Raw genomic sequence first — 21,053 nt, forward strand, 5'->3', positions numbered from 1 at the left:
CCTCATGACGCTCGAGCACGACCTCCGGCCCGTCCCGCCCGCAACCCCGCACGGGACGACCGCACCCGGCGCCCGCCCCGTGATCGCGCTGCTCGTGGCCTCCGCGTTCGTCGTCATCCTCAACGAGACGATCATGGGCGTCGCCCTGCCCCGGCTCATGGTCGACCTCGACGTCACCGCCGCGACCGCGCAGTGGCTGACCACCGGCTTCCTGCTGACCATGTCGATCGTCATCCCGTGCACCGGCTACCTGCTGGCCCGGTTCCCGCTGCGGGGACTGTTCTTCACGGCGATGTCGCTGTTCGCCACCGGGACCCTGGTGGCCGCGCTCGCCCCGGGCTTCGAGGTGCTGCTCGCCGGACGCGTCGTCCAGGCGTCCGGCACCGCGATCATGCTGCCCCTGCTGTTCACCACGGTGCTCAACGTCGTCCCGGCCAGCCACCGCGGCCGGATGATGGGCGTCATCTCCATCGTCATCGCCGTCGCCCCGGCGATCGGCCCGACGGTGGCCGGCGCGATCCTGTCCGCGCTCGACTGGCGCTGGATGTTCTGGCTCGTGCTGCCCATCGCGCTGCTCGCCATCGCGCTCGGCGCCGTGTGGGTGCGCAACGTCACCGAGACGTCGCCGGCGACGTTCGACCCGCTCTCCGCGCTGCTCGCCGCGGCCGGGTTCGGCGGACTCATCTACGGCCTCAGCCTCGTCGGGGAGTCGACCTCGGGGCACGCACCCGTGGCGCCCGGGATCCCGGTCGCGGTCGGCGTCGTCGCGCTCGGCGTGTTCGTGCGGCGTCAGCTGACGCTGCAGCGCACGGACGCCGCCTTCCTCGACCTGCGCACCTTCACCTCGCGGGCCTTCAGCCTCGCCGTCGCGCTCGTCGTCGTCGTCATGTCGGCGCTGTTCGGCTCGCTCATCCTGCTGCCGCTGTACCTGCAGCAGGCGCTCGCGCTCGACACCCTGACCGTCGGCCTGATGATGCTGCCGGGCGGCGTCCTCATGGGCGTCATCGCGCCCGTGGTCGGCTCCCTCTTCGACCGCTACGGGCCGCGGCCGCTGGTCCTGCCCGGCATGGTCGTCGCCGCGGCCGCGCTGTGGGGCATGACGACGTTCGGCATGGACACGCAGATCTGGTGGATCGTGGCCGTGCACATGACCCTCAACCTGGGGCTCGGCTTCGTCTTCACGCCGCTGCTGACCTCGGCGCTCGGGTCGCTGCCGCGCGCCCTGTACTCCCACGGCAGCGCGATCACCAGCACCCTGCAGCAGGTCGCCGGCGCCGCCGGCACCGCGCTGTTCGTCACGCTCATGTCCGTCGGGGCCGCCGGTGCGGCAGCCACGGGCGCCGACCCGGCCGAGGCGATGGCGGTGGGCGTCCATCGCGCGTTCGTGGTCGGGGCGGTCATCGCCAGCGTCGCCGTCGTGCTCACGCTGTTCGTCCGCAAGCCTGCGGAGGTCGAGGTGGGGGGCCCGGTGCTCGTCGGGCACTAGAGCCACAGGGCCGCTGACCCTCTGGGACCGCGCTGTCCTCACGAGCGGCTCCCGCCGTCGCCGCAGGCGACACGACGGACCGGCATCGACCCCTTGCTGGAGTGGATGCCGGTCCGTCTCCGCGTTCTCAGGAACCTCAAAGGGTCGACCCACATGCTGCGGACTCCCGATGTTCATCCGCCGGCGCGTCACCGTTCACCGCCGGCCGGACCCACGAGAGGACCGCGCCCGTGCGACGCCTGTACCGACGCGCAGCCGAGACCCCCGGTGCCGGGCCGGACGCGACGGACGACGGTCCGGTCGCGACCGTCGCCAGCGCCGCCCGCACCGACACCGCCAGCCGCCTGCACGCGTTCAACCGGTTCGAGATCAAGTACCTCGTGCCGCAGACCCAGGCCGACGACCTGCGGGCGGAGCTGGGTCGGTACATGGACGAGGACGCCTACTCCGGCGCGACCGGCTACCCGATCACGAGCCTCTACTACGACACCCCGGGCCTGAGGTTCTACTGGGAGAAGATCGAGGGGCTGAGGTTCCGGCGCAAGCTGCGGGTCCGGCACTACGGCACGGCGGACGACCTGACCGCGGACTCGATGGTGTTCGTCGAGATCAAGCAGCGCGTCAACCGGGTCACCCAGAAGCGGCGGGTGCGCCTGCCCTACCGCGCCGCCCTGCGGCTGTGCTCCCCGCAGGGGTATGCGCCGGTCGGCGACGTCAGCAGCCGTGAACGCGCCTTCCTGGACGAGGTGGCCACCCTCGTCGGTGAGCTCGACCTGCGCCCGACCGTGACGACGGGCTACCACCGGGAGGCATGGGTGGGACGGGAAGCCGACCTGGGCCTGCGCATCACGCTCGACCACCGGCTGCGCGGCCGGGACCGCGACTTCCACCTGTCCTCGGAGAGCCTGAACCGCCTCACGCTGCCCCCCGGGCTGTCGATCCTGGAGGTGAAGGCCAACGAGCGCGTCCCGGCGTGGGTCACGGACACGGCAGCCCGGATGAGTCTGGACCTGGTCCGGATCTCCAAGTACTGCCAGAGCGTGCAGGCCTTCGGTCTCGCGCCCCGCTCCCTCATGCACGTCGCCGACGAGGTCGACGAGATCCTGCGCCCCGCCCCGGACCAGGCACCCGGCCGGCTCCACTCCACACCTGCACGCCCGCCCACCCCGACCGGCGTCGACGACGCCCCGACCCGACAAGGCGCACCCACCCGATGAACCTCACCGACCTGAGCGGTACCTTCTCCGTCTTCGACGTCGCGGCGACGCTGGCGCTCTCGTTCGTCCTGTCCGCCGCCATCGGCTGGGTCTATCAGCGGACGCACCGCAACATCTCCTACAGCCAGTCCTACGTCCAGACCCTCGTCGTCATCGGCATGGTCGTCGCCGTCATCATGCTGGTCGTCGGGTCGAACATCGCGCGTGCGTTCGCGCTGGTCGGCGCGCTCTCGGTGATCCGTTTCCGCAACGCGATCAAGGAGACCCGCGACGTCGGGTTCATCTTCCTCGTGATGGCGATCGGGATGGCGGTGGGCACACGCTTCTACCTGCTGGCCGCGGTGGCGACGGCCTTCATCCTGCTGGTCGTCTTCCTCATGCAGCGCTTCGACTGGTTCAAGCTCGACATCCAGCGCCAGGTGGTCAAGGTCCAGGTACCTCCCGAGGCGCGGTACCAGCAGGACGTCGCCGACGTGCTCGTCCGCACGACCCTGGAGTTCGAGCTGGTGAGCGTGGAGACCGTGCGGGGAGGCGCCCTCACCGAGCTCTTCTACTCGGTGCGTCTCAAGCCGGGGGTCACGACCACGGAGATCATCGGCGCGCTGAGCGAGATCAACTCCGGGCAGAAGGTCACCGTCCTGACCGGGTACGACCAGTCGGACATGTGAGGAGGCGGCAGCATGAGTCGCGCAGACCTCCGCAGGCGTCTCCCCGTGCCGCTGCGTCAGCACTGGAAGCCGCTGGCAGCAGGGTTGGCAGGCATCGCCGTCGCCCTCACGGTCTTCGGTGACGTGACGATCCGGCCCTACTCCACGAGCACGGCCGCCGTCCCCGACGAGGAACGCGTCACCGAGGACGTCGCGGGCACGGTCGACCTCTTCGACAACACCGTCCACCACGAGATCGCGTTGTCCTACTCCCAGGACGACTACGACCGGATGCTCGACGCCTACTTCACCGAGGGTGAGAAGGAGTGGATGGCCGCCGACATCACGATCGACGGCACCACGATCGAGTCCGCAGCGGTTCGTCTGAAAGGCAACTCGACCCTCTCGTCGCTGGTCGACGGCCGTGAGGGGTCTGCGACCCAGGGCGAGCGCGCCCCGGGTGGCCTCGGAGGCATGGGCGGCGGTCAGATGCCGGGGGGCGGCGGTCAGATGCCACAGCGGCCGGGCGGTGGCGGTCAGATGCCGCAGCTGCCGGGCGGTGGCGGTCAGATGCCGCAGCTGCCGGGCGGTGGCGGTCAGATGCCGCAGCTGCCGGGCGGTGGGGGCGGAGGTCCGGCCGGCGGCTTCGCCGGCCCGGGGGTCTCGTTGAGCACCCAGGAGCCGGAGGACCTGCCGTTGCTCGTCAGCTTCGACGAGAACCGGCCCGGGCGCGCCTACCAGGGCATGACCGAGCTGGCGATCCGTCCCGCGAGCGCCGCAGCCGCGTCGTCGCTGAACGAGGCGGTCGCGCTGGAGCTGACGAAGCAGTCCGGCCAGCCGACGCAGGACTACGCGTTCACGACCTACGCGGTGAACGACCGCCCGACGACGACACGCCTGGTCGTGCAGAACCCCGACCCGCAGTACGCGGCCGGGCTCGAGGGCGACGGAGTGCTCTACAAGGTGCTGTCCACGAGCTCCTTCACCTACCAGGGCGATGACCAGACCGCGTACGCCGACGACTTCACGCAGGTCAACCTCCGGGGAAGCCAGGACCTGCAGCCGATCGTGTCGTTCCTGGAGTGGCTCGACGGTGCGTCCGACGAGGAGTTCGCCCAGGAGCTGGACCAGTGGGTCGACGTCGAGTCGTTCGCGACCTACCTGGCCACCCAGGACGTGCTCAAGAACATGGACACGATCTCGGGTCCCGGCCGGAACGCCTACCTGTACCTCGACCTGGGCACCGGGCTGATCAGCGTCGTCGCGTGGGACCTCAACCTGGCTCTGGGCGGCATGTCGATGCCGGGCACCACCGGCGGGCCCGGTGGCGGCGACGGCTCGGCCCGGCCGGGCGCACAGGGCGGCGGGAGGGCCCGGGGAGGCATGAGCGGGAACACCCTCGTCACCCGGTTCGAGGCGAGCGCGGACTTCTCGGCTCTCGTCGACGCGGCGCTGGCGGGTCTGCAGGCCGAGTGGCTCGACAGCGGCCAGGCGAGCCTGCTGGTCGAGGAGGTCGCCTCACGGGTGCCGGTCACCGACGCGGTGGACCAGGCGACGATCGACGCCGACGCCCAGGCGGTCGTGTCCCGGCTGGTCGGCGACGATGCTCCCTGACCGGGGCGACGAACCGCTCGGGCTGCGGGAACGCAAGCGGGCCGCGGCCCGGGCGCGGGTCGAGCGGACCGCCGTCGACCTGTGCCTGCAGCACGGCTACGACTCCGTCACCGTCGGCCAGATCTGCGCCGCCGCCGGGATCGCGCAGAGCACCTTCTTCACCTACTTCGGCAGCAAGGACGCCGCGATCCTCGGGCGACCGCCGGTGCCGTCGCCCGAGGCGGTCGAGGCGTTCGTCGAGGCTGACGGGCCTTTGCTCGGCGACCTGCTGACGCTCCTGACCGTGGGCGCCCGCGACGCCGTGGGCGACCTTGCTCTGTTCCGCCGCAGGTTCGAGCTGGTCGACGGCGACGCGCGGCTCAGGACCCGCGAGGCCCGACGCGCCGAGGTGGCGCCGTGGCAGGCGGACGTGGTCGCCCGGCGGCTGCGGCGGCGCGGCGACCTGACCGCGGCAGAGATCGCGGAGCAGGCTCAGATGGCGGCGGCCCTGGCGCTCAGCATCCTGCGGCACACGTTCTGGTCGGTCCAGACCGCACCGGGGACCGAGTGGAACGACCGCCTGCGGCGCAGCCACGCCCTCGCGCGCGCTCTCCTCCAGGGGTCTCCGCAGACGGCACCACGTGGCGCAGCGTCGTCCGGGGTCTCGCGCGCCGGGGCCGGCGCAGGCGCCCGCCCCCGGAGGCGGTGAGACTCGACGACCCGCACGTGCCGTCGGCCGAGGAACCCCAGGGACCCCGGTGCGTCCGCGTCGTACCGTCACCCTCGCTCCGACCGGGACGGGAGTGACCGATCGATCCCGTTCGTCGCTTCCTGCACCTAGAGTCCTGTCGCATCCCAACCCCGACCGTGAGGCCCAGGCAACCGCCATGACGGTGACCACCACCACGCTCGGCCGTGACACGACCGCGACGCGGGCAGCGGTGGCTGACCCCTCGGCCGGGTCGTTGAACGGACGCCCGCGCGTCTTCGTGCTGCACTCGCTCCAGCCGCTCACGACGGACCCGGCGCAGGCGTTCCCGCCCGACCGGTTCGAGGTCGTCGTCCTGACCGACGCCGACCCCGCGACCGTGCTCCGCGAGGACGTCGACACGGCGGTGGAGCAGGTCGTGCACGCCGGGCGGGACGAGTGGGAGTCGATCGTGCGGTCCGCGCCCGGCGCCGAGGTCGTCAGCAACGACGAGTACTGCCTCGTCGAGTGCGCACGGCTGCGGGCGGCGACGGGCCTGCCCGCACGGCACCCCGCGCACCTCGACGGGTACCGCGACAAGGTCCTCATGAAGCGTGGGCTCGAGGCGGCAGGCGTCCCGGTCCCCCGGCACCTGACCTTCGAGCCGGCCGTCACGTCGTCCCGCGCCGTCGCGGACCACGTCGTCGCGAGCGTCGGGCTCCCCGCGGTGGTGAAGCCGCGTCGCGAGGCGAACTCGCGAGGCGTCGAGGTGCTGACCGACGTCGACGCCGTCCTCGGGTGGCTGGCCCGGCACGACGGCGAGGCGGGGTGGCAGGTCGACGAGTTCGTGGACGGGGACCTCGGCCACGTCAACGCGCTCGTGCGCCAGGGTGACGTCCGCCCCGTGCAGGCCGGGCGCTACCTGGGACCCCTGCTCGGGTTCGAGCGCGGCCGGGTGCTCGGCGGGTGGACGCTGCCGGCCGACAGCCCGCAGGCCGTGGCCGCGCACGAGCTGAACGAGCGCGTCGTGGCCGCCCTCGGGTCCGACGGCGACTTCGTCGTCCACACGGAGTTCGCGACGACGCCCGACGGGCGGCTCGTCGTCCTGGAGACCGCCGCGCGTGCTCCCGGCGCCGCCGTCTCCGAGCTCGCACACGTGCACGCCGGCATCCAGCTGGAGGTCGCGCACCTGCGGCTCCAGGCGGGACTGCCCGTCCCGGAACCGGCCTGCACGGCCGGGCACCACGCCGGCTGGCTGTGGCTACCGGTGATGCCGGGTCAGCGCTGGGGCGGCGTCCCCGAGGTCGTCCGGGACCTCGGGAGCGACGTCGAGGTGCACGTGTTCCGGGTGGGACGCGACGGCAACACCGGCGCGGACGTCCGGCTCGGCGCCGCCGCCCTCCTCACGAGCACCGATCCTGGCGCGCTCGCGCACGACGTCGACGTCCTGCGCCGGGCGCCGTGGTTCGGTGCGGCGGAGGCGTGACGACGCCCCGTTCCTGCTGGAACGGGACCTGCACGATCAGGGGCGCGTGCGCGCTCTACACCGCCTCGGTGGAGCGCAGGCGCGTCGCGAGCACGATGCCGCTGCCCGCGGCCAGCTCGGCGACCAGGAAACGCTGATCCTGCCGGATGTCGTCAAGGACGCGCGCGACCGTGCGGCGGTGCTCGTCGCTCGTGTACCGGGAGACGTCCATGTCGTCGAGCACGAGCACGCCGCCCGGTCGAACGGCGTCACGCGTCTGGGCGAAGCCCGTCCACTTCCCGCCCTCCGCATCCGCGAACACGAGATCGAAGGAGCCCAGTCCCGGGAGCGCTTCCCCGATGTCGGCCGCGAGGACCTCGACCGCGTCCGGCACAGCGGCGGAGGACTCGCGGGCGAGGTCGGCGTCCTGCTCGACGGAGATGATCTGCACGTCCCGACCCGCGACACCGTGCGCGAGCCAGGCGGCGCCGGCACCGCAGCCGGTCCCGATCTCGAGCACGCGACCGCCGTCGGGCACGGCACCGGCCAGGACGGCGAGAAGAGGCCCCACCACGCTGTCGCTCGAGGCGACGAAACCTCGTCGACGTGCACGGTCGTGAGCTTCGGCCACCGATGGGGGTGGTGGGGCGGCAGCGTTCATCGGGTGTGCTCCTCGGGTGCCAGAGTCCGTCAGTCCGCGGCGCACGTAGCAGGGCCTCCCGTAGCGGCCAACGGTCGGACACCGTAGCGCAAGCGACCAAGCCGACAAATACCCCGGCCGTACCGTGATCGAAGGGGCGCTGTCAGGCGCGCGGCTCAGTTCGCCTCGCAGCGCCCCTGCCGCCAGTACCCCATGAACGCGACGGCCTTGCGGTCGACGCCGCACTCGCCGACCAGGTGGCGGCGCAGCGTCTTGATGACACCGGCCTCGCCTGCGAGCCACGCGTACAGGTGCGCCTCGGCAGCCAGCGGCGCGCCGGTCGTGTAGTCGATCGGCACCTCCCACAGCATGCCGGCGTCGATGTCGACGTCCTCGAGCTCGGCGTCGGGCGCGGGCGCCTGGCCGGGCAGCAGGCGCGCGGCCGCGGCCTGGACGCCGGGGACCAGCAGCTCGCCGTGGGCGCGGCCGTCGCGACCGAGCCAGTGCACGTGCACGCCCTCGGGGGCGCCGAGGTCCAGGCGGTCGTCGGACCACGGCATCTCGATGAGGACCTCGCCGCGCGCGTCACGCGGCAGACGCTCGACGATGCCGGCGATGGCGGGCAGCGCGGTCTCGTCACCGGCGATCAGGAGACGGTCGGTGCGGGCGGGCGGCACGAAGTCGACGCCGCCGTGCGGGCCGACGTGGTCGGCGTTCGGTCCCATGACGACCAGCTCGTCACCGACCTGCGCGGTCGACGCCCAGCGGGACGCCGGGCCGGTGTCGCCGTGCAGGACGATGTCGACGTCCAGCTCACGCGGGTGCGGGCGCACACCGCGCGCGGTGTAGGTGCGCATGGGGTGGCGACGGTCGTCGGGCAGCGCGCGCCACGAGCCGTACCAGTCGCCCGTGCGCTCCATGTCGATGAGGTCCGCGTACGGCGAGCCGACGACGGGCAGGAAGAACTTGATGCGCTGGTCGAACCCGTTGTCCGCGAAGCGGTCCAGGTCGTCGCCCGTGAAGGTGACGCGCAGGAGGCTGGGACACAGCCGCTGCAGCGCGGCGACGCGCACGTGGAACATGCGGAACGGGGACGCCGCTGGAGCGGTCGTCTCGACTGTCGTCGCGGTGTCGACGGTCACAGGGGCCTCGGTCACAGCCCCAGCATAAGGTGAGGCTTACCTGAATCCGCAAGACCCGTCCCACCTCAGGCCGCGCACACCCCGGGGAGCAGCTCGTCGCCGAGGGGACCGGACCCCGCACCGGCCTCGTCGCCGGGCGCCGTCGGGACGTCGCCGGACCCGCCGTCACCCGCGCCCCCGCCCGTCGCACCACCGGTCGCGCCGCCCGTGTCGCCGCCGGTCCCACCGCCGCCCGTCGCACCGTCCGGTGACCCGCCCGGCTCGGACCCGTCCCCGCCCGCCGCGGCGTCGGGCGGCGGCGTGGCGGCCACGAGGGCCTCGGGCGGGGTGTCGGTCGCGAGCCGCTGCCAGATCTCGTCCGCCGCGGACGTCCACTCCACGCGGTTGACGTCGCTCGACGCCGTCACCACGGGCACGTCCGTGAAGACGACCCGGGAACGGTCCAGGCCGCGCAGCGAGTACCCGAAGGCTGCGAGCCGCACCGGGTCGGCGAGCTGCCCGTCGGCCCGCAGCGCCCCGAGGACGGCCCGCGCCACGCCGTACAGCTCGTCCGCGTCGCCGAGCACGTCCTTGCCGAGCAGCTCGTTGACCGCCGCCTGCACGAACGCCTGCTGCCGCGTGATGCGCGTCAGGTCGCTGCCCATCTCCAGGCCCATGCCCGTGCCCTTGCGCACCCGCAGGAAGCCGATGGCCTGGCGTCCGTCCAGGCGCTGGTCGCCGGCCGCCAGGTGCAGGTTCCCGTACCTCGGGTCCTCGTCGACGGGCTCCGGCAGGCACATGCGCACGCCGTCGAGCGCCTCGACGACGTCGATCACGCCCGTCATCCGCGCCACCAGGTGGTGGGTCACCGGCACGTTCGTCAGCGCCTGGACCGTGCCGATCGTGCACGCGACCGCGTGGTCCATGCTCTGCTGCGCGCCTGCACCGATCGAGAACGCCTCGTTGAACATGGTCAACCGCGGCCGCGACCTGCCACCGTCGGGCAGCAGGCACTCGGGGACCTGGACAAGCGAGTCGCGCGGGATCGACACGACCTCGGCCCACGTCCGGTCACCCGACACGTGCACGAGCATCGTCGAGTCCGAGCGCATGCCGTCGGCGTCCCCCGCGAGCGCCGCGTTCTCCTCGTCACGCAGGTCGGTGCCCATGACGAGGATGTTCATGGCCGCGCCCGCGAAGGGGTCGTCGGGCGCGTGGGCCGTGGCGACGGGCGAGGGCGCGGAGATCACCAGCTCCTCGGCGCTGCTCACGTCCATCTGGCCGCGCAGGTCGAGGTAGACGGCCCCCGCGGTGGACACGAACGTCGTCAGCGCGACGGTCAGGACGATCGCGGGACCCCGGGCGGCGGTGACGGGCACGCGTGCATGACGTGGTCCGGGGCGTGCGCTGCTGGTCACGGACGTGACGCTAGGGCGCGCGAGCCCACCGCGCTGGCTCGTCGTGCGGTGGGTGCGTGAAGGTGTCGCGGAGGCGGTGCGCCTGGCCGGGTCAGTCCTCCCAGGGCGGCGTCTCGTCGAGCTTCGCGTAGTACTTGGCGAGGTGGCTGCGCACGCGGGCACGGTCCTTGTCGGGCAGGTCGACGCCCCCGCGCGAGCCCTGCATGACGGCGGCGGCGGCGAACACCCCGCGCGGCACCGCGACGAGGTCACCGTCCACCACGTCCGCGATCAGCAGCTTGTACGCCGTGAAGTTGTCCTTCTTCTCCGCGTCGTACCAGACGTGCGCGTCGCGGTACCGCTCGTTGGGCTCGTCCTGCGCGTCGGCCCACTTCCGCACACGTCGTTCGGCCGCCGCGCCGTCCCACTCGCGGTCGCGGTCGGCGAGGTCGAGGTCCTGGAAGGCAGTCACAGCCATGCTCGCTCCTCCTCGTGTCGTCGTCCGTCCTGCCGGTACTCCTGCGCCGCTCAGTCGCTCGGCGCCGCCGCCCGCAGCCGCTCCAGCAGCGGCCCGGCGGCCTCGTCGAGGAAGCGCTGCTGCAGCGCGTCGCCCACCTGCACGACCGCGACGTCCGTGAACCCGGCCTCCCAGTACGCGCTCACGGCCTGGACGATCGCGTCGAGGTCCGGGCCGCACGGGATCGACTCCGCGACGTCCTCGGGCCGGACGAACTGGCTCGCGGCGGCGAACGACTCGGTGGTGGGCAGGTCGGCGTTGACCTTCCAGCCGCCGCCGAACCACCGGAACTGCTCGTGGGCCCGGGCGACGGCCTCGTCGCGGTCCGGCCCCCAGGAGATGGGGATCTGGCCGATCTTGCGCGACGGCCCGATCACCTTGATCGTCGGCTCCAGACCTTCGCGCGCCTCGTCCCAGCGCCGCACCAGGTCCGCGTCCGGCTCGACGGCGATCAGGTGGTCCGCGAGCGCGGAGAAGCGCGACACCGACTGCGCACCGGACACCGCGACCCCGATCGGCACGGGCACCTCCGGCACGTCCCACAGCCGCGCCGAGTCGACGCGGAAGTGCGCGCCGTCGTAGGTGACCCGGTCCCCCGTGAGCAGCTGGTGGATGATCTCCAGCGCCTCCTCGAGCATGTCGTGCCGCTCTCCCACCGCGGGCCAGCGCTCACCGACGACGTGCTCGTTGAGGTTCTCGCCCGCACCGACCCCGAGCATGAAGCGGTTCTGCGACAGCAGCCCCATGGTCGCGGCCTTCTGCGCGACGACCGCCGGGTGGTACCGGATGGTCGGGCACGTCACGTACGTCATGAGCTGGAGGTGCTCCGTGGCCTGTGCGACGGCCCCGAGCACGCTCCACGCGTACGGCGAGTGGCCCTGCTCCTCGAGCCACGGGAAGAAGTGGTCCGACGACACGGCGAAGTCGAAGCCCAGCCGGTCCGCCTGCTGCGCGTACCCGACGAGCTCGCGCGGGCCGGACTGCTCGGTCATGAGGGTGTACCCGAATCGCGTCACCCTCCGAGCCTCACCCGAGCCGGCGGATCCGGCATCCGGAAGACGTCAGAGGGTCGACGCCCCGAAGGCGAGGCCCAGGAGGTACGTGACGGCCGCGGCGCCGTACCCGATGGCGAGCTGCCGCAGCGCCCGCCGCACCGGCGACGCCCCGGACAGCAGCCCCACGACGGACCCCGTGCCGAGCAGCGCGACGCCCACCAGGCCGGCGGACCACGCGACGGCAGCCGTGCCCGACGCCCCGAGCAGGTACGGCACGACGGGGATCAGGGCGCCGGACGCGAAGAAGCAGAAGCTCGCCATCGCCGCACCCCATGCGGTGCCCACGGACTCGTGCTCGTCACGCTCGGGCGCGGGCGGCGCGGGCGGGGCCCCGGCGGCCGGGCCGTCCTCGTCGGCGTCCCCGGGGGGCAGCGCGGTGGTCGTGCGCAGGAGCGACGCGTCGACCGCCTGCTGCGCCTCGTACTGCGCGAGCGACGCGAGGACGACGTCGGCGCGGGCGTGCGCGTCGGCCGCGCTCATGCCCCGCGCGCGGTAGACGAGCGCGAGCTCGTTGGCGGCGACGTCGAGGTGCGCGAGCGCCGTGGCCGCATCGGCGTCGGGCCGGGACGCCTCGAGCAGCTCGCGCTGCGAGCGCACGGACACGTACTCCCCGGCGGCCATGGACAACGCACCGGCGAGCAGGCCGGCCAGGCCCGTGAGCAGCACGGTCCCGGTCGCGACGCCGCTCGCGCCGATCCCCAGGACGAGCGCCAGGTTGGAGACCAGCCCGTCGTTCGCCCCGAAGACCGCGGCGCGGAACGTGCCCGAGATCTGCTGGCGCCCGCGCATCGCCAGGCCGCGGACCACCTCCTCGTGGATCTGCTCGTCGGCGGCCATGCGCGGGGTCGCCTCGGCGTCCTGCGCGTACACCGACCGCGCCTCGGCCCGCTGCGCGAGCGCGTACACCCACACGGAGCCGAACCGGCGCGCCAGCCACCCGAGCACCCGTGTGCGCCAGTCGCCGCGCACCGGGCGCCCGACGTCGTCGCCGAGCAGGTCGAGCCAGTGCGCCTCGTGGCGGCGCTCCGCCTCGGCGAGCGCGAGCAGGATCTCGCGCTCCTCACCCGTACGACGCGACGCGAGGTCCCGGTAGACGGCGGCCTCGGCACGCTCGTCGGCCAGGTTGCGGCGCCAGCGGCGCAGCGCCGCCGGCGAGGGACGCCGGCGCCCGTCCGGGCCGCCGGGTGCGGCAGAGGGCTGGGACATCGGACTCCAGGGACGTCGTGACGGGGTGCAGCGGCACGCTAGCGGGCCCGCGCGGGTTGCGAGGACGGCCCGTGCGGGAGTGCCGCGGCCCGCAACCACGCGTTCCGGCGCACCGAACCGCGCGGCTTCACCCTGGACAGGTGAGCACGACGACACCAATCCCCTGATAATGACGTGGATGACGACCGAGGTGCCGGCGCCGGGGGGTCCTGCGCGCAGCACGGGGGCGGTGGGGGCGTCGGCGCAGACGCACCCGCGGACGTCCGCGAGCGCCGTGGTACGCCCACGCCTGCTGGCGCGTCTGGACCGCATCGAGAGGGTGGCGGTCGTGCGCGCCGCGAGCGGCTACGGACGCACCACGCTGGTCTCGCAGTGGGCCGACGCCCAGCGCGCCGCTGGTCACCTGGTCGCGTGGACGGCCCGACCGTGGGACGACGACCCGTGGGTGGTCGTGCGTGACGCCCTCACGGCGGGGCTGCGAGCGCACGGCGTCGAGGTCGTCGACGGGGCGTCGCCCCGGTCGCTGGCGGCGGCGATCGACGCGGTCGCCGCGCCCGTGCTCCTCGTGCTGGACGACGCGGACGAGCTGGACGACCCGGACGCGGTGACGACCCTGGCCGAGCTGGTCGCGTCGTCACCCGCGCTGCGCGTGGTGCTCGTCACCGGCCCCCGGTACCCGCTGCTCCCGAGCGGCCCGCAGCACCCCGTGCTCACGGCCGTCGGGCGCCCGCTGCCCCTGGTGGCCCTCAACGCGCGCGACCTGACGTTCACTGCCGAGGAGCTGCGCGCCGCTGCCGCGTCCTGGGGCCACGAGGTCGACGACGCACGCCTGGAGTACCTGATGACGCTCGTCGGCGGCTGGGCGGGGCTCGCGCGCGTGGTCCTCGACGACACCCGGCCCGACGACGACCAGCTCGCGACCGCGTCCGCCTACGCCTTCGCGCGGGACGTGACCCTGCCGTCCGTCGGCGACGCGGACCTCCTGCGGATCGCGATGCTCGTTGCCACCGCCGGTGACCCGACGCCCGAGACGGTGCGCGTGGTGCTCGGCGTCGCCGGCATCGAGGCGCCCGGGGACGTCCCCGTCGACGTGCTCCTCCGGCTGGAGGCCGTCGGTGTGCTGGTGCGCCTCCGCGAGGTCGGGGCCGCGACCGTCCCCACCCGTTGGCGCACGCCGGCGCTGCTCCAGGAGGTCCTGCGCCGGGAGCTCGAGCGGCGTGACCCCGAGCTCGCGGTCACGGTGCACCGCACCCTGTGCCGTGCCGCGCTGCGTGCCCACCCCCCGGACCCGCGACGTGCCGTCGAGCACGCCGCCCGGGCCCGTGACTGGACGCTGCTGGAGACGTGCTGGCTGGACTTCGGCACGTACCTGGTCGCCACCGGCGGCCCGGGCGTCGACGCCGTGTACGCGGCCATCCCCGACGAGGTCGCCAGCACCTCCACCGTGCTCGCGATGGCGCGCGCGACGGCGCGCCGCAACCGCGAGGAGCCGTCCGACGCGCGCGAGCTGGTCCTGGGGCTCATGACGCAGCTCGGCAGGCTCGCGCTCGACGGCGCCTGGCGCAGCCGGACCGCCGCGGGCCGGTGGACGGGTGCCGCGGCCGCGCTGGTGGCGGCGCGCGCGCAGGGCGACCTGCGGCGGTCGATGACCATCGTGCGGGACACGGAGGTCGCGGCCGCCCGGGCGGGTGTCCGCGGCGGCACGGTCGGGCGGTCGTACTGGTGGTTCCTCGTGCAGGCGGGCCGCACGGCGCTGCTCGAGGGCGACCTGGGCGCCGCCCTCGAGATGCCCGTGCGCGCGTACGAGCTCGCGGACCCGTACCGCGCGCCCGACGTGCGGGCGTCCGCGGCCGGGCACGTCGCGCTCGTGCACTCCGTCGACGGGATGCTCGTCGATGCGCAGCGGTGGCTCGTGCGGCACGCGGAGACGCTCGACCCGGAGTGGGAGGAGATCGTGCGCGACAGCGCCGCCGACGTGGCGGAGGCCTTGGTCGCGACCGGCCGGCTCGACCTCGCCGCCGCTGACACCGCGCTGTCCCGGCTCGACGTGGACGTGCGGGCACCCGACGTGACCTGGCCCTTCGTCATGCGTGCGCGGGTGCGCCGGGCCGTGCTGTACGGCGACGCCGAGGGCGGGCTGGCCCAGCTCGAGCAGATCGAGCGGACCCGGCACGCCTGGCTGGAGCACGCCGACACGGTGCGCAAGGACGTCCTGCGGATGCGCGCGGAGCTGCTGCTCGCGCTCGGGGAGTACCACCGTGTCGCGGACCTCCTGGCCGAGTCCGACGTCGTGGGCTCCTGGAGCGACGTCCCGCGCGCCCGCTGGCACCTGCTGACCGGTGACCCGCACGCGGCGCTGCGTGCCGCGGTGGTGGGTGGCCGCCGCCGCCGGGTCAACCTGGCGGACCGCACCGACCTGCTGGTGCTCGAGGCCTGGGCGGCTCACGAGGTGCGGCAGCCGGCGCTCGCCACCCGGGCGTTCCGCACGGCGCGCCGCCTCGCCGACGAGCAGGGTGCCCTGCGGAGCTTCGCCCACCTGCCACCGGAGGTCCGCGACACGCTCTGCGAGCTGTCCGGCCTGCGGTTCGACGACGACGAGCTGGCCCGGCTGACCGCCACGGGTCGCGTCATCCCGGACCCTGCCCCGCTGGTCCCGCTGACCCCGCGCGAGCGGACGGTCCTGACGATGCTCGACGAGCACGACACGACCCGGGACGTCGCCGAGGCGCTGACGGTGTCCGTCAACACCGTGCGCAAGCAGGTGCTGAGCATCTACGCGAAGCTGGGCGTGCACGACCGCGAGGCCGCGCTGCGCCGGGCGCACGAGCTGGGGATCCTCAGGCCGCAGGAGCCGCCGCGTTGAGCCACCGGTGCGGCGCGCGGCGCGGCTAGGGTCGACGCCGACGAGGAGGTCCGTGTGGTGCAGCAGCAGCCGACCCGCTTCGGGGTCGTGGGGTCCGGGTGGCGCGCCGAGTTCTTCGTGCGGGTCGCACGGCTGATGCCGGACCGGTTCCGGTGCGTGGGCGTCGTGACGCGCACGGCCGAGCGCGGGGCGTGGGTCGAGGCGCACTGGGGTGTGCCGACGGTGCGCACGGTCGAGGAGCTGGTCACCGGCGCGCTGCCGGGTGCGGGTGCCGCGCCCGACCGGCCGGAGGTCGTCGTGGTCGCGACGCCGTGGCCCGTCACCCCGGACGTGGTGCGGGAGGTCGTGGACGCGGCCGTCCCGGTGCTCGCCGAGACGCCGCCGGCACCCGACGTCGCCGGGCTGCGCGCCCTGTGGTCCGACGTGGGCGCGACCGGGCTCGTGCAGGTCGCGGAGCACTCGCCGTCGATGCCCGCGCACCGGGCCCGGCGTGCGGTCGTCGCGGCGGGGACGATCGGCGAGCCGACGAGCGTCCAGATCTCCTCGACGCACCTGTACCACGCGGTCGGTCTGGGCCGGTACCTGCTGGGCGTCGGACGCGGGCCGGTGACGGTGCGCGCGCAGGCGTTCACGGCGCCGCTGCTGGAGCCGGTGGGGCGCGACGGGTGGACGGGCGCGACGTCACCGGAGCCGGTGCGCTCGATCCTCGCGACGCTCGACCTGGGTGACGGCCGCACGATCCTCTACGACTTCACGGACAACCAGTGGTACAACCCGCTGCGCACCAACCGGGTCGTGGTGCGCGGGTCGCACGGCGAGATCGTCGACGACGCGGTCACGCGGTGGGTCGACGAGCGGACGGTGCTGACGTCGTCGATCGTGCGGCGGCAGGCCGGCATCGAGCAGAACCTGGACGGCTTCGACCTCGAGCACCTGTCGGTGGACGGGCGCGTGCTGTACCGCAACCCCTTCGCCGGTGCGCGGCTGGCCGACGACGACCTGGCAGTCGCACACCTGCTCGACGACACCGGCGCGTGGCTGCGCGGCGACGCGCCGCCGCCGTACCCGCTGGCCGACGGCTGCCAGGACCACCTGCTCGGCCTGGCAATCGAGGAGTCGGCCCGCACGGGCGACCCGGTGACGACGTCCGCGGAGGCCTGGGCCGACGCCGTGTGACCCTCAGGACGTGCGGTCCGTGACCTGGCCCGCGTCCGCCGGAACCTCGTCGTCGTCGCCGTCCGCCGCGTCCGCGAACACCTGCCACACGGGCCCGGCGACGAACCAGATGCCCATGACGAGCGTCGCCCGTCCAGCCCAGCCGAGCAGGATCTCGCGCTGCGCGGGGTCGTCGGCGATGAGCAGCAGCACGCCGAGCACGGCGACCGCGACGACCCACGCGAGGAGCACCCGCAGCCACAGCCGCCACTCGTGCACGACCTTGGCGCGACCACCCGACGGCACGCGCGGCGGGCGGGGCCCGTCGAAGAACCGCCAGGCGACCCACCCGTCCACCTTGTGCACGGTGTACCGGCCGAAGCCGACGGTGAAGCCCAGGTATAGGGCCGCCAGGCCGTGCGTCCACGTCGCCTCGGCGCCGCGCAGCAGGTCCGTGACGGTCGCGACCAGCAGCACGACCTCGATGAGCGGCTCGCACAGCAGCAGGACGGTGGACAGCCGACGGCGGCGGAAGACGTAGCGCGCGACGACGGCCGCCGCGAGGAACACCCAGAACGCGACCTCGCACGCGATCACCAGCGCGGCGACGGGGTGGTCACGGACCCACTCGATGATCTCCATGCCCTGACGGTGCCGCGTGCACAGGTGCGCGCGCGTCCGGCGGACGGACCGACCCGCGCGCACCGTCTCCTCCGTCCGGACGAGAGCCGCAGGTCACGGACGTGCTGGGATGGGTCCATGACCACACGCCTCGCCGCCCTCGCGCGGTGGGTGCGCACGCCGCCGCGCGGGCCGGCGGCGGACCGCGCGTACTCGGTGGCGCTGCTCGTCGTGGGATTGGTGCTGCTCGCGCTCGACCTGCGGATGATCGGCGCGGACGAGCCGTACGTCGACGTGCCGGGCGGCACGCGGCCGTGGCAGGTGGGCATCCTGTTGCTCGGGACGACCGCGCTGCTGCTCAAGCGGCGGCGGCCGGTGCTGGTCCTCGTGGTCGTCACGCTGCTGGTGGCCGCGGACGTGGTGCTCGGCGGCAGCCTGGGCATGTACCTCGTGCTGTTCGACGCGCTGTTCACGGTCGCGCGGGCCGCGGCACCGCGCGCCCGGGCGGTCGTGCTCGGGGTGCTGGTGACTCTCGTGCTCGCGGTCCTCGTCACCACGGTCGTCGCCGGGCTCTCGGCGCGGGACGTCGCCCAGCTCACGCTCGTCGCCGGGTCGCTGCTGCTGCCGCCGTGGTGGTGGGGCTCGGACGTGCGCCGCTCCGAGCTGCTGGCGGCCGAGCAGTCCCGCCGCGCCGACGCCGAGCGGGCGCGGGCCGACCTGGCGCGCGCCCACGCCGACGACGTCGCCCGCATCGCCGCGCTCGACCGGGACCGGGCGGTGCAGGACGAGCGCGCCCGCATGGCCCGTGACCTGCACGACGTCGTCGCGGGGCACCTGTCGGCCGTCGCCATCCACGCCGAGGCCGCGCTCGCCGCCCCGCCCGACGAGTCGCGGGACCGCGCGGCTCTGGCCGCCGCACGCGCCGGGTCGCTCGACGCGCTGGGCGAGATGCGGTCGATGATCCTGGTGCTGCGCGAGGGTGCGGACGCCGATGCGACGACGGCCCCGGCGGGTCTCGCGCGGGTCACCGACCTCGACGTGGACGTCGTCGGGGACGTGCCCGCCGGGCTGTCCGCCGCGGTGGACCACGCGGCGTTCCGCATCCTGCAGGAGGCGGCGACCAACGCGCACAAGCACGGCTCGGGGCGCGCCTCGGTCCGGTTCACCGCCGACGGGGACACCCTCGACGTCGTCGTCGAGAACGGGCTGCGCACGGACGCCGCCCCCGTCGACCCCGCGCTGACGTCGTCCACGGGCCTGGGAACGATGCGCGAGCGCGCGACCGCCCTGGGCGGGACCCTGACGGCGGCACCCACCGGGGCGACGTGGCGTGTGCACGCCCGCCTCCCCCTGCGACCAGGAGACGAGACACGTTGACGGAGCCGAACGGGACCACCGCCGCCACCACCCCGGTCCGGGTGCTGCTGGCCGACGACCACGCGGCGATCCGCGCCGGGCTGCGGATCATGCTCGAGCAGTCGGGTCGGGTCGAGGTCGTCGGGGAGGCCGCTGACGGTGACGTCGCCGTGCGGCAGGCGCGCGCGCTGCGCCCCGACGTCGTGCTCATGGACGTGCGGATGCCGGGGACGGACGGCATCGCCGCGACGGCCGCGATCGTCGGTGAGCGGCTGGCCGAGGTCGTGGCGCTGACGACGTTCGACCTCGACGAGTACGTGCTCGGCATGGTGCGGGCGGGGGCCGCCGGGTTCCTGCTCAAGACCGTCGGCGCGCACGAGCTCGTCGACGCCGTGTGCCGGGTGGCCGCCGGCGAGGGCGTCCTCGCGCCCGAGGTCACGCGCCGCCTGCTCGACGCGGTCGCGTTTCACGTCCCCGCCGCTGCGCCCGCCCCGGCCGACGACCGACTCGCGAGCCTGACCGCGCGCGAGCGCGACGTCCTCGACGCGTTGGGCGACGGGCTGTCCAACGCCGACATCGCGGTCCGGCTCGTGGTGTCGGAGACGACGGTGAAGTCGCACGTCAGCCACGTGCTCGCCAAGCTGGGCGTGCGGACGCGGCTGCAGGCGGGGGTGCTGGCGCGGGACGTCCGCGGACCGGGCTGACCATCAGGCACTGCCGTGGCAGAACGACGTCAGACGATCACGAGCGCTGTCCCTGCCTGACGACGTTCGCTCGGAGGCGGCGTGGCCGGTCGGTCTCCAAGATGGACGTCGATCCCGCGCATGCGCTCAAAGCACCCGCGCGCGGCGCGGTCTCGCTCCGCGCCCGGGCCGGACGACCCAGCTCATGACGCGAGAGACACGGCGACCCTGCCACCAGCGTTGTCACCGACCGTCTTGGGTGTCACGGAGGACCTCGCCCGTCCGCGAGACGCGGATCGTATTCCCCGGATAGATCGAGTCCCGAGAAACCGAACGGCCGGTCCTCTCCACACTTGATGACGAGATCATCACCGTAGGCAGGTCTGGCCCCAATCGTAAAGCAAACCACTTTTCCTTTGTGGCCTCATCCTCGGAGATTCCGAGGATAACGGCCTCCGTTCCCTTCAGACCCAGGGAGCGAGACTCCTCTGTGTCCACGATTTTTACGACATCAAAGATCTTTGGATCGTCATTTTTCATCAGTGCGTCACCCATCCACCGAGACTCACGTTGACGTGGGATCGATCGCGTGAGAGCCGGCCGATCATAGTCCGGCCGCGATCGGATAGCTGGACATCCCATTCGAAGGGCTCTCCCGACGTTCGCGAAGGGCCCTTTACCCACTCGTTTTGGAAGCGGTCAATATATCCGTTGGATGGGCCTCGCGGCAACGGCGTACCCGCTCGGTGATTGGTCGGCGGCACGTAGCGTATAGAACCGCGCTTGGGAAGCCCCGCGCTCTTGATTCTTGCTGATGTCGACCAGGCGCCGACGGCGCCGGTGTCGTCAAGAGCGTAGCCGCGCAGATGTTGCGCGAGCGTCCCGTCTCCGACACGTGCCGTGCCGGCGGCTCGGCCAATTGCCCATCCGCTGAGGGCTCCGAATGCGCATCCGGGTACCGCGCACGATGGAACGTCAGACCCGCACCATCGAACTGACGGCCCGTGAACCCCAGATCCGCACCACGGGCATCACCGCTGACCGAGGCCACCCCGAACGGGTCGAACGACCACTGCGCCGACACCGACCCGTCCGCACCACCCAGACCCACCGGCGAACCCAGCAGATCCGTCAGCACCGCGTCCGTCCCACCGGCATGCGTCCGGGCGAACCACTGATCCATCCCCCCGGACAACAACCCCGCGACGGCCTGCCCCTGACCATCGAGCTCGACCGCCGGATTGGCCCCCACGTCCACGAAGCCCGAAGCCGACCCCCCGGGCACCCCGCGACCAGCGACGTCCACCGACACCAGACGCCCCAGCGCACCCACTCCTCAGCGA

At 73.5% G+C, this 21,053-nt stretch carries 19 protein-coding genes; 10 read left to right on the forward strand and 9 right to left on the reverse strand.

Features of this window, described 5'->3' with window-relative positions; all coding sequences use genetic code 11:
- The first annotated feature begins 4 nt into the window (after positions 1–4).
- From NP048_RS16830 to NP048_RS16855, 6 genes are all read left to right on the forward strand, one after another.
- The gene (locus NP048_RS16830; RefSeq protein ID WP_227575280.1) at positions 5–1,486 is read left to right on the forward strand and encodes an MDR family MFS transporter; all 1,482 of its coding nucleotides are present in this window, start codon (positions 5–7) and stop codon (positions 1,484–1,486) included.
- A gap of 230 nt (positions 1,487–1,716) precedes the next feature.
- The gene (locus NP048_RS16835) at positions 1,717–2,703 is read left to right on the forward strand and encodes a polyphosphate polymerase domain-containing protein (RefSeq protein WP_227575279.1); all 987 of its coding nucleotides are present in this window, start codon (positions 1,717–1,719) and stop codon (positions 2,701–2,703) included.
- The gene (locus tag NP048_RS16840; protein ID WP_227575278.1) at positions 2,700–3,371 is read left to right on the forward strand and encodes a DUF4956 domain-containing protein; all 672 of its coding nucleotides are present in this window, start codon (positions 2,700–2,702) and stop codon (positions 3,369–3,371) included. The genes NP048_RS16835 and NP048_RS16840 overlap by 4 nt, the downstream gene beginning before the upstream one ends.
- A gap of 12 nt (positions 3,372–3,383) precedes the next feature.
- Positions 3,384–4,964, forward strand: coding sequence for a CotH kinase family protein (locus tag NP048_RS16845; RefSeq protein WP_227575277.1), 1,581 nt, complete (start codon positions 3,384–3,386; stop codon positions 4,962–4,964).
- Complete coding sequence (locus NP048_RS16850; protein ID WP_227575276.1) at positions 4,954–5,652, forward strand: TetR/AcrR family transcriptional regulator; 699 nt, start codon at positions 4,954–4,956, stop codon at positions 5,650–5,652. Before NP048_RS16845 ends, NP048_RS16850 begins: the two co-directional genes overlap by 11 nt.
- Before the next feature lie 178 nt (positions 5,653–5,830).
- Positions 5,831–7,117: an ATP-grasp domain-containing protein gene (locus tag NP048_RS16855; RefSeq protein WP_227575275.1), complete on the forward strand. Its 1,287-nt coding sequence runs from the start codon at positions 5,831–5,833 to the stop codon at positions 7,115–7,117.
- Between the two features lie 55 nt (positions 7,118–7,172).
- Here NP048_RS16855 and NP048_RS16860 read toward each other — a convergent pair whose 3' ends face one another.
- The 6 genes from NP048_RS16860 to NP048_RS16885 all read right to left on the reverse strand — a co-directional run bounded on the left by NP048_RS16860 (position 7,173) and on the right by NP048_RS16885 (position 13,032).
- On the reverse strand, positions 7,173–7,757 hold the full coding sequence (locus NP048_RS16860) for an O-methyltransferase (protein WP_227575274.1): 585 nt from the start codon (positions 7,755–7,757) through the stop codon (positions 7,173–7,175).
- Positions 7,758–7,912: 155 nt separating this feature from the next.
- On the reverse strand, positions 7,913–8,818 hold the full coding sequence (locus NP048_RS16865) for a siderophore-interacting protein (protein ID WP_227575971.1): 906 nt from the start codon (positions 8,816–8,818) through the stop codon (positions 7,913–7,915).
- 125 nt (positions 8,819–8,943) lie between these two features.
- Positions 8,944–10,275: an LCP family protein gene (locus NP048_RS16870; protein ID WP_227575273.1), complete on the reverse strand. Its 1,332-nt coding sequence runs from the start codon at positions 10,273–10,275 to the stop codon at positions 8,944–8,946.
- A gap of 91 nt (positions 10,276–10,366) precedes the next feature.
- Positions 10,367–10,732 (reverse strand): hypothetical protein, encoded by a 366-nt coding sequence (locus tag NP048_RS16875; RefSeq protein WP_227575272.1) that lies wholly within the window; start codon positions 10,730–10,732, stop codon positions 10,367–10,369.
- Positions 10,733–10,782: 50 nt separating this feature from the next.
- On the reverse strand, positions 10,783–11,787 hold the full coding sequence (locus NP048_RS16880; protein WP_227575271.1) for a TIGR03557 family F420-dependent LLM class oxidoreductase: 1,005 nt from the start codon (positions 11,785–11,787) through the stop codon (positions 10,783–10,785).
- A gap of 45 nt (positions 11,788–11,832) precedes the next feature.
- Positions 11,833–13,032: a VIT1/CCC1 transporter family protein gene (locus NP048_RS16885; RefSeq protein ID WP_227575270.1), complete on the reverse strand. Its 1,200-nt coding sequence runs from the start codon at positions 13,030–13,032 to the stop codon at positions 11,833–11,835.
- A gap of 178 nt (positions 13,033–13,210) precedes the next feature.
- On the opposite strand from NP048_RS16885, the gene NP048_RS16890 reads away from it, so the two are divergent.
- A complete protein-coding gene (locus NP048_RS16890) occupies positions 13,211–15,895 on the forward strand; it encodes a LuxR C-terminal-related transcriptional regulator (protein ID WP_227575269.1) in 2,685 nt (894 codons plus the stop codon).
- Between the two features lie 54 nt (positions 15,896–15,949).
- Positions 15,950–17,071, forward strand: coding sequence for a Gfo/Idh/MocA family protein (locus NP048_RS16895; protein ID WP_227575268.1), 1,122 nt, complete (start codon positions 15,950–15,952; stop codon positions 17,069–17,071).
- Between the two features lie 3 nt (positions 17,072–17,074).
- Here NP048_RS16895 and NP048_RS16900 read toward each other — a convergent pair whose 3' ends face one another.
- Positions 17,075–17,692 carry a hypothetical protein gene (locus NP048_RS16900; RefSeq protein WP_227575267.1) on the reverse strand — a complete coding sequence of 206 codons (618 nt, stop codon included), beginning with the start codon at positions 17,690–17,692 and terminating at the stop codon, positions 17,075–17,077.
- A gap of 117 nt (positions 17,693–17,809) precedes the next feature.
- On the opposite strand from NP048_RS16900, the gene NP048_RS16905 reads away from it, so the two are divergent.
- Entirely contained in the window at positions 17,810–19,048 is a 1,239-nt protein-coding gene (locus tag NP048_RS16905) for a sensor histidine kinase (RefSeq protein WP_227575266.1), read from the forward strand.
- An 89-nt stretch (positions 19,049–19,137) separates the two neighbouring features.
- Positions 19,138–19,731 (forward strand): LuxR C-terminal-related transcriptional regulator, encoded by a 594-nt coding sequence (locus NP048_RS16910; RefSeq protein ID WP_372456786.1) that lies wholly within the window; start codon positions 19,138–19,140, stop codon positions 19,729–19,731.
- A 222-nt stretch (positions 19,732–19,953) separates the two neighbouring features.
- Here the strand turns inward: NP048_RS16910 and NP048_RS16915 are convergent, their stop codons facing one another.
- Together NP048_RS16915 and NP048_RS19415 are read right to left on the reverse strand one after the other, a co-directional pair.
- The gene (locus tag NP048_RS16915; RefSeq protein WP_227575264.1) at positions 19,954–20,265 is read right to left on the reverse strand and encodes a hypothetical protein; all 312 of its coding nucleotides are present in this window, start codon (positions 20,263–20,265) and stop codon (positions 19,954–19,956) included.
- Positions 20,250–20,474 carry a polymorphic toxin type 17 domain-containing protein gene (locus tag NP048_RS19415; protein ID WP_372456763.1) on the reverse strand — a complete coding sequence of 75 codons (225 nt, stop codon included), beginning with the start codon at positions 20,472–20,474 and terminating at the stop codon, positions 20,250–20,252. The genes NP048_RS16915 and NP048_RS19415 overlap by 16 nt, the downstream gene beginning before the upstream one ends.
- Positions 20,475–21,053: the final 579 nt, after the last annotated feature.

Origin of the sequence: Cellulomonas xiejunii, from assembly GCF_024508315.1 — a bacterium.
In the GTDB taxonomy this organism is placed as follows: domain Bacteria; phylum Actinomycetota; class Actinomycetes; order Actinomycetales; family Cellulomonadaceae; genus Cellulomonas; species Cellulomonas xiejunii.

Excerpts from the sequence above, each read along its gene's own strand:
- NP048_RS16865 (WP_227575971.1), bottom strand. The coding sequence starts at position 8,818 with ATGTTCCACGTGCGCGTCGCCGCGCTGCAGCGGCTGTGTCCCAGCCTC.
- NP048_RS16830 (WP_227575280.1), top strand. The coding sequence starts at position 5 with ATGACGCTCGAGCACGACCTCCGGCCCGTCCCGCCCGCAACCCCGCAC.
- NP048_RS16875 (WP_227575272.1), bottom strand. The coding sequence starts at position 10,732 with ATGGCTGTGACTGCCTTCCAGGACCTCGACCTCGCCGACCGCGACCGC.
- NP048_RS16905 (WP_227575266.1), top strand. The coding sequence starts at position 17,810 with ATGACCACACGCCTCGCCGCCCTCGCGCGGTGGGTGCGCACGCCGCCG.
- NP048_RS16845 (WP_227575277.1), top strand. The coding sequence starts at position 3,384 with ATGAGTCGCGCAGACCTCCGCAGGCGTCTCCCCGTGCCGCTGCGTCAG.
- NP048_RS16850 (WP_227575276.1), top strand. The coding sequence starts at position 4,954 with ATGCTCCCTGACCGGGGCGACGAACCGCTCGGGCTGCGGGAACGCAAG.
- NP048_RS16900 (WP_227575267.1), bottom strand. The coding sequence starts at position 17,692 with ATGGAGATCATCGAGTGGGTCCGTGACCACCCCGTCGCCGCGCTGGTG.
- NP048_RS16890 (WP_227575269.1), top strand. The coding sequence starts at position 13,211 with ATGACGACCGAGGTGCCGGCGCCGGGGGGTCCTGCGCGCAGCACGGGG.
- NP048_RS16885 (WP_227575270.1), bottom strand. The coding sequence starts at position 13,032 with ATGTCCCAGCCCTCTGCCGCACCCGGCGGCCCGGACGGGCGCCGGCGT.
- NP048_RS16910 (WP_372456786.1), top strand. The coding sequence starts at position 19,138 with ATGCTCGAGCAGTCGGGTCGGGTCGAGGTCGTCGGGGAGGCCGCTGAC.
- NP048_RS16915 (WP_227575264.1), bottom strand. The coding sequence starts at position 20,265 with ATGGGTGACGCACTGATGAAAAATGACGATCCAAAGATCTTTGATGTC.
- NP048_RS16840 (WP_227575278.1), top strand. The coding sequence starts at position 2,700 with ATGAACCTCACCGACCTGAGCGGTACCTTCTCCGTCTTCGACGTCGCG.
- NP048_RS16860 (WP_227575274.1), bottom strand. The coding sequence starts at position 7,757 with ATGAACGCTGCCGCCCCACCACCCCCATCGGTGGCCGAAGCTCACGAC.
- NP048_RS16855 (WP_227575275.1), top strand. The coding sequence starts at position 5,831 with ATGACGGTGACCACCACCACGCTCGGCCGTGACACGACCGCGACGCGG.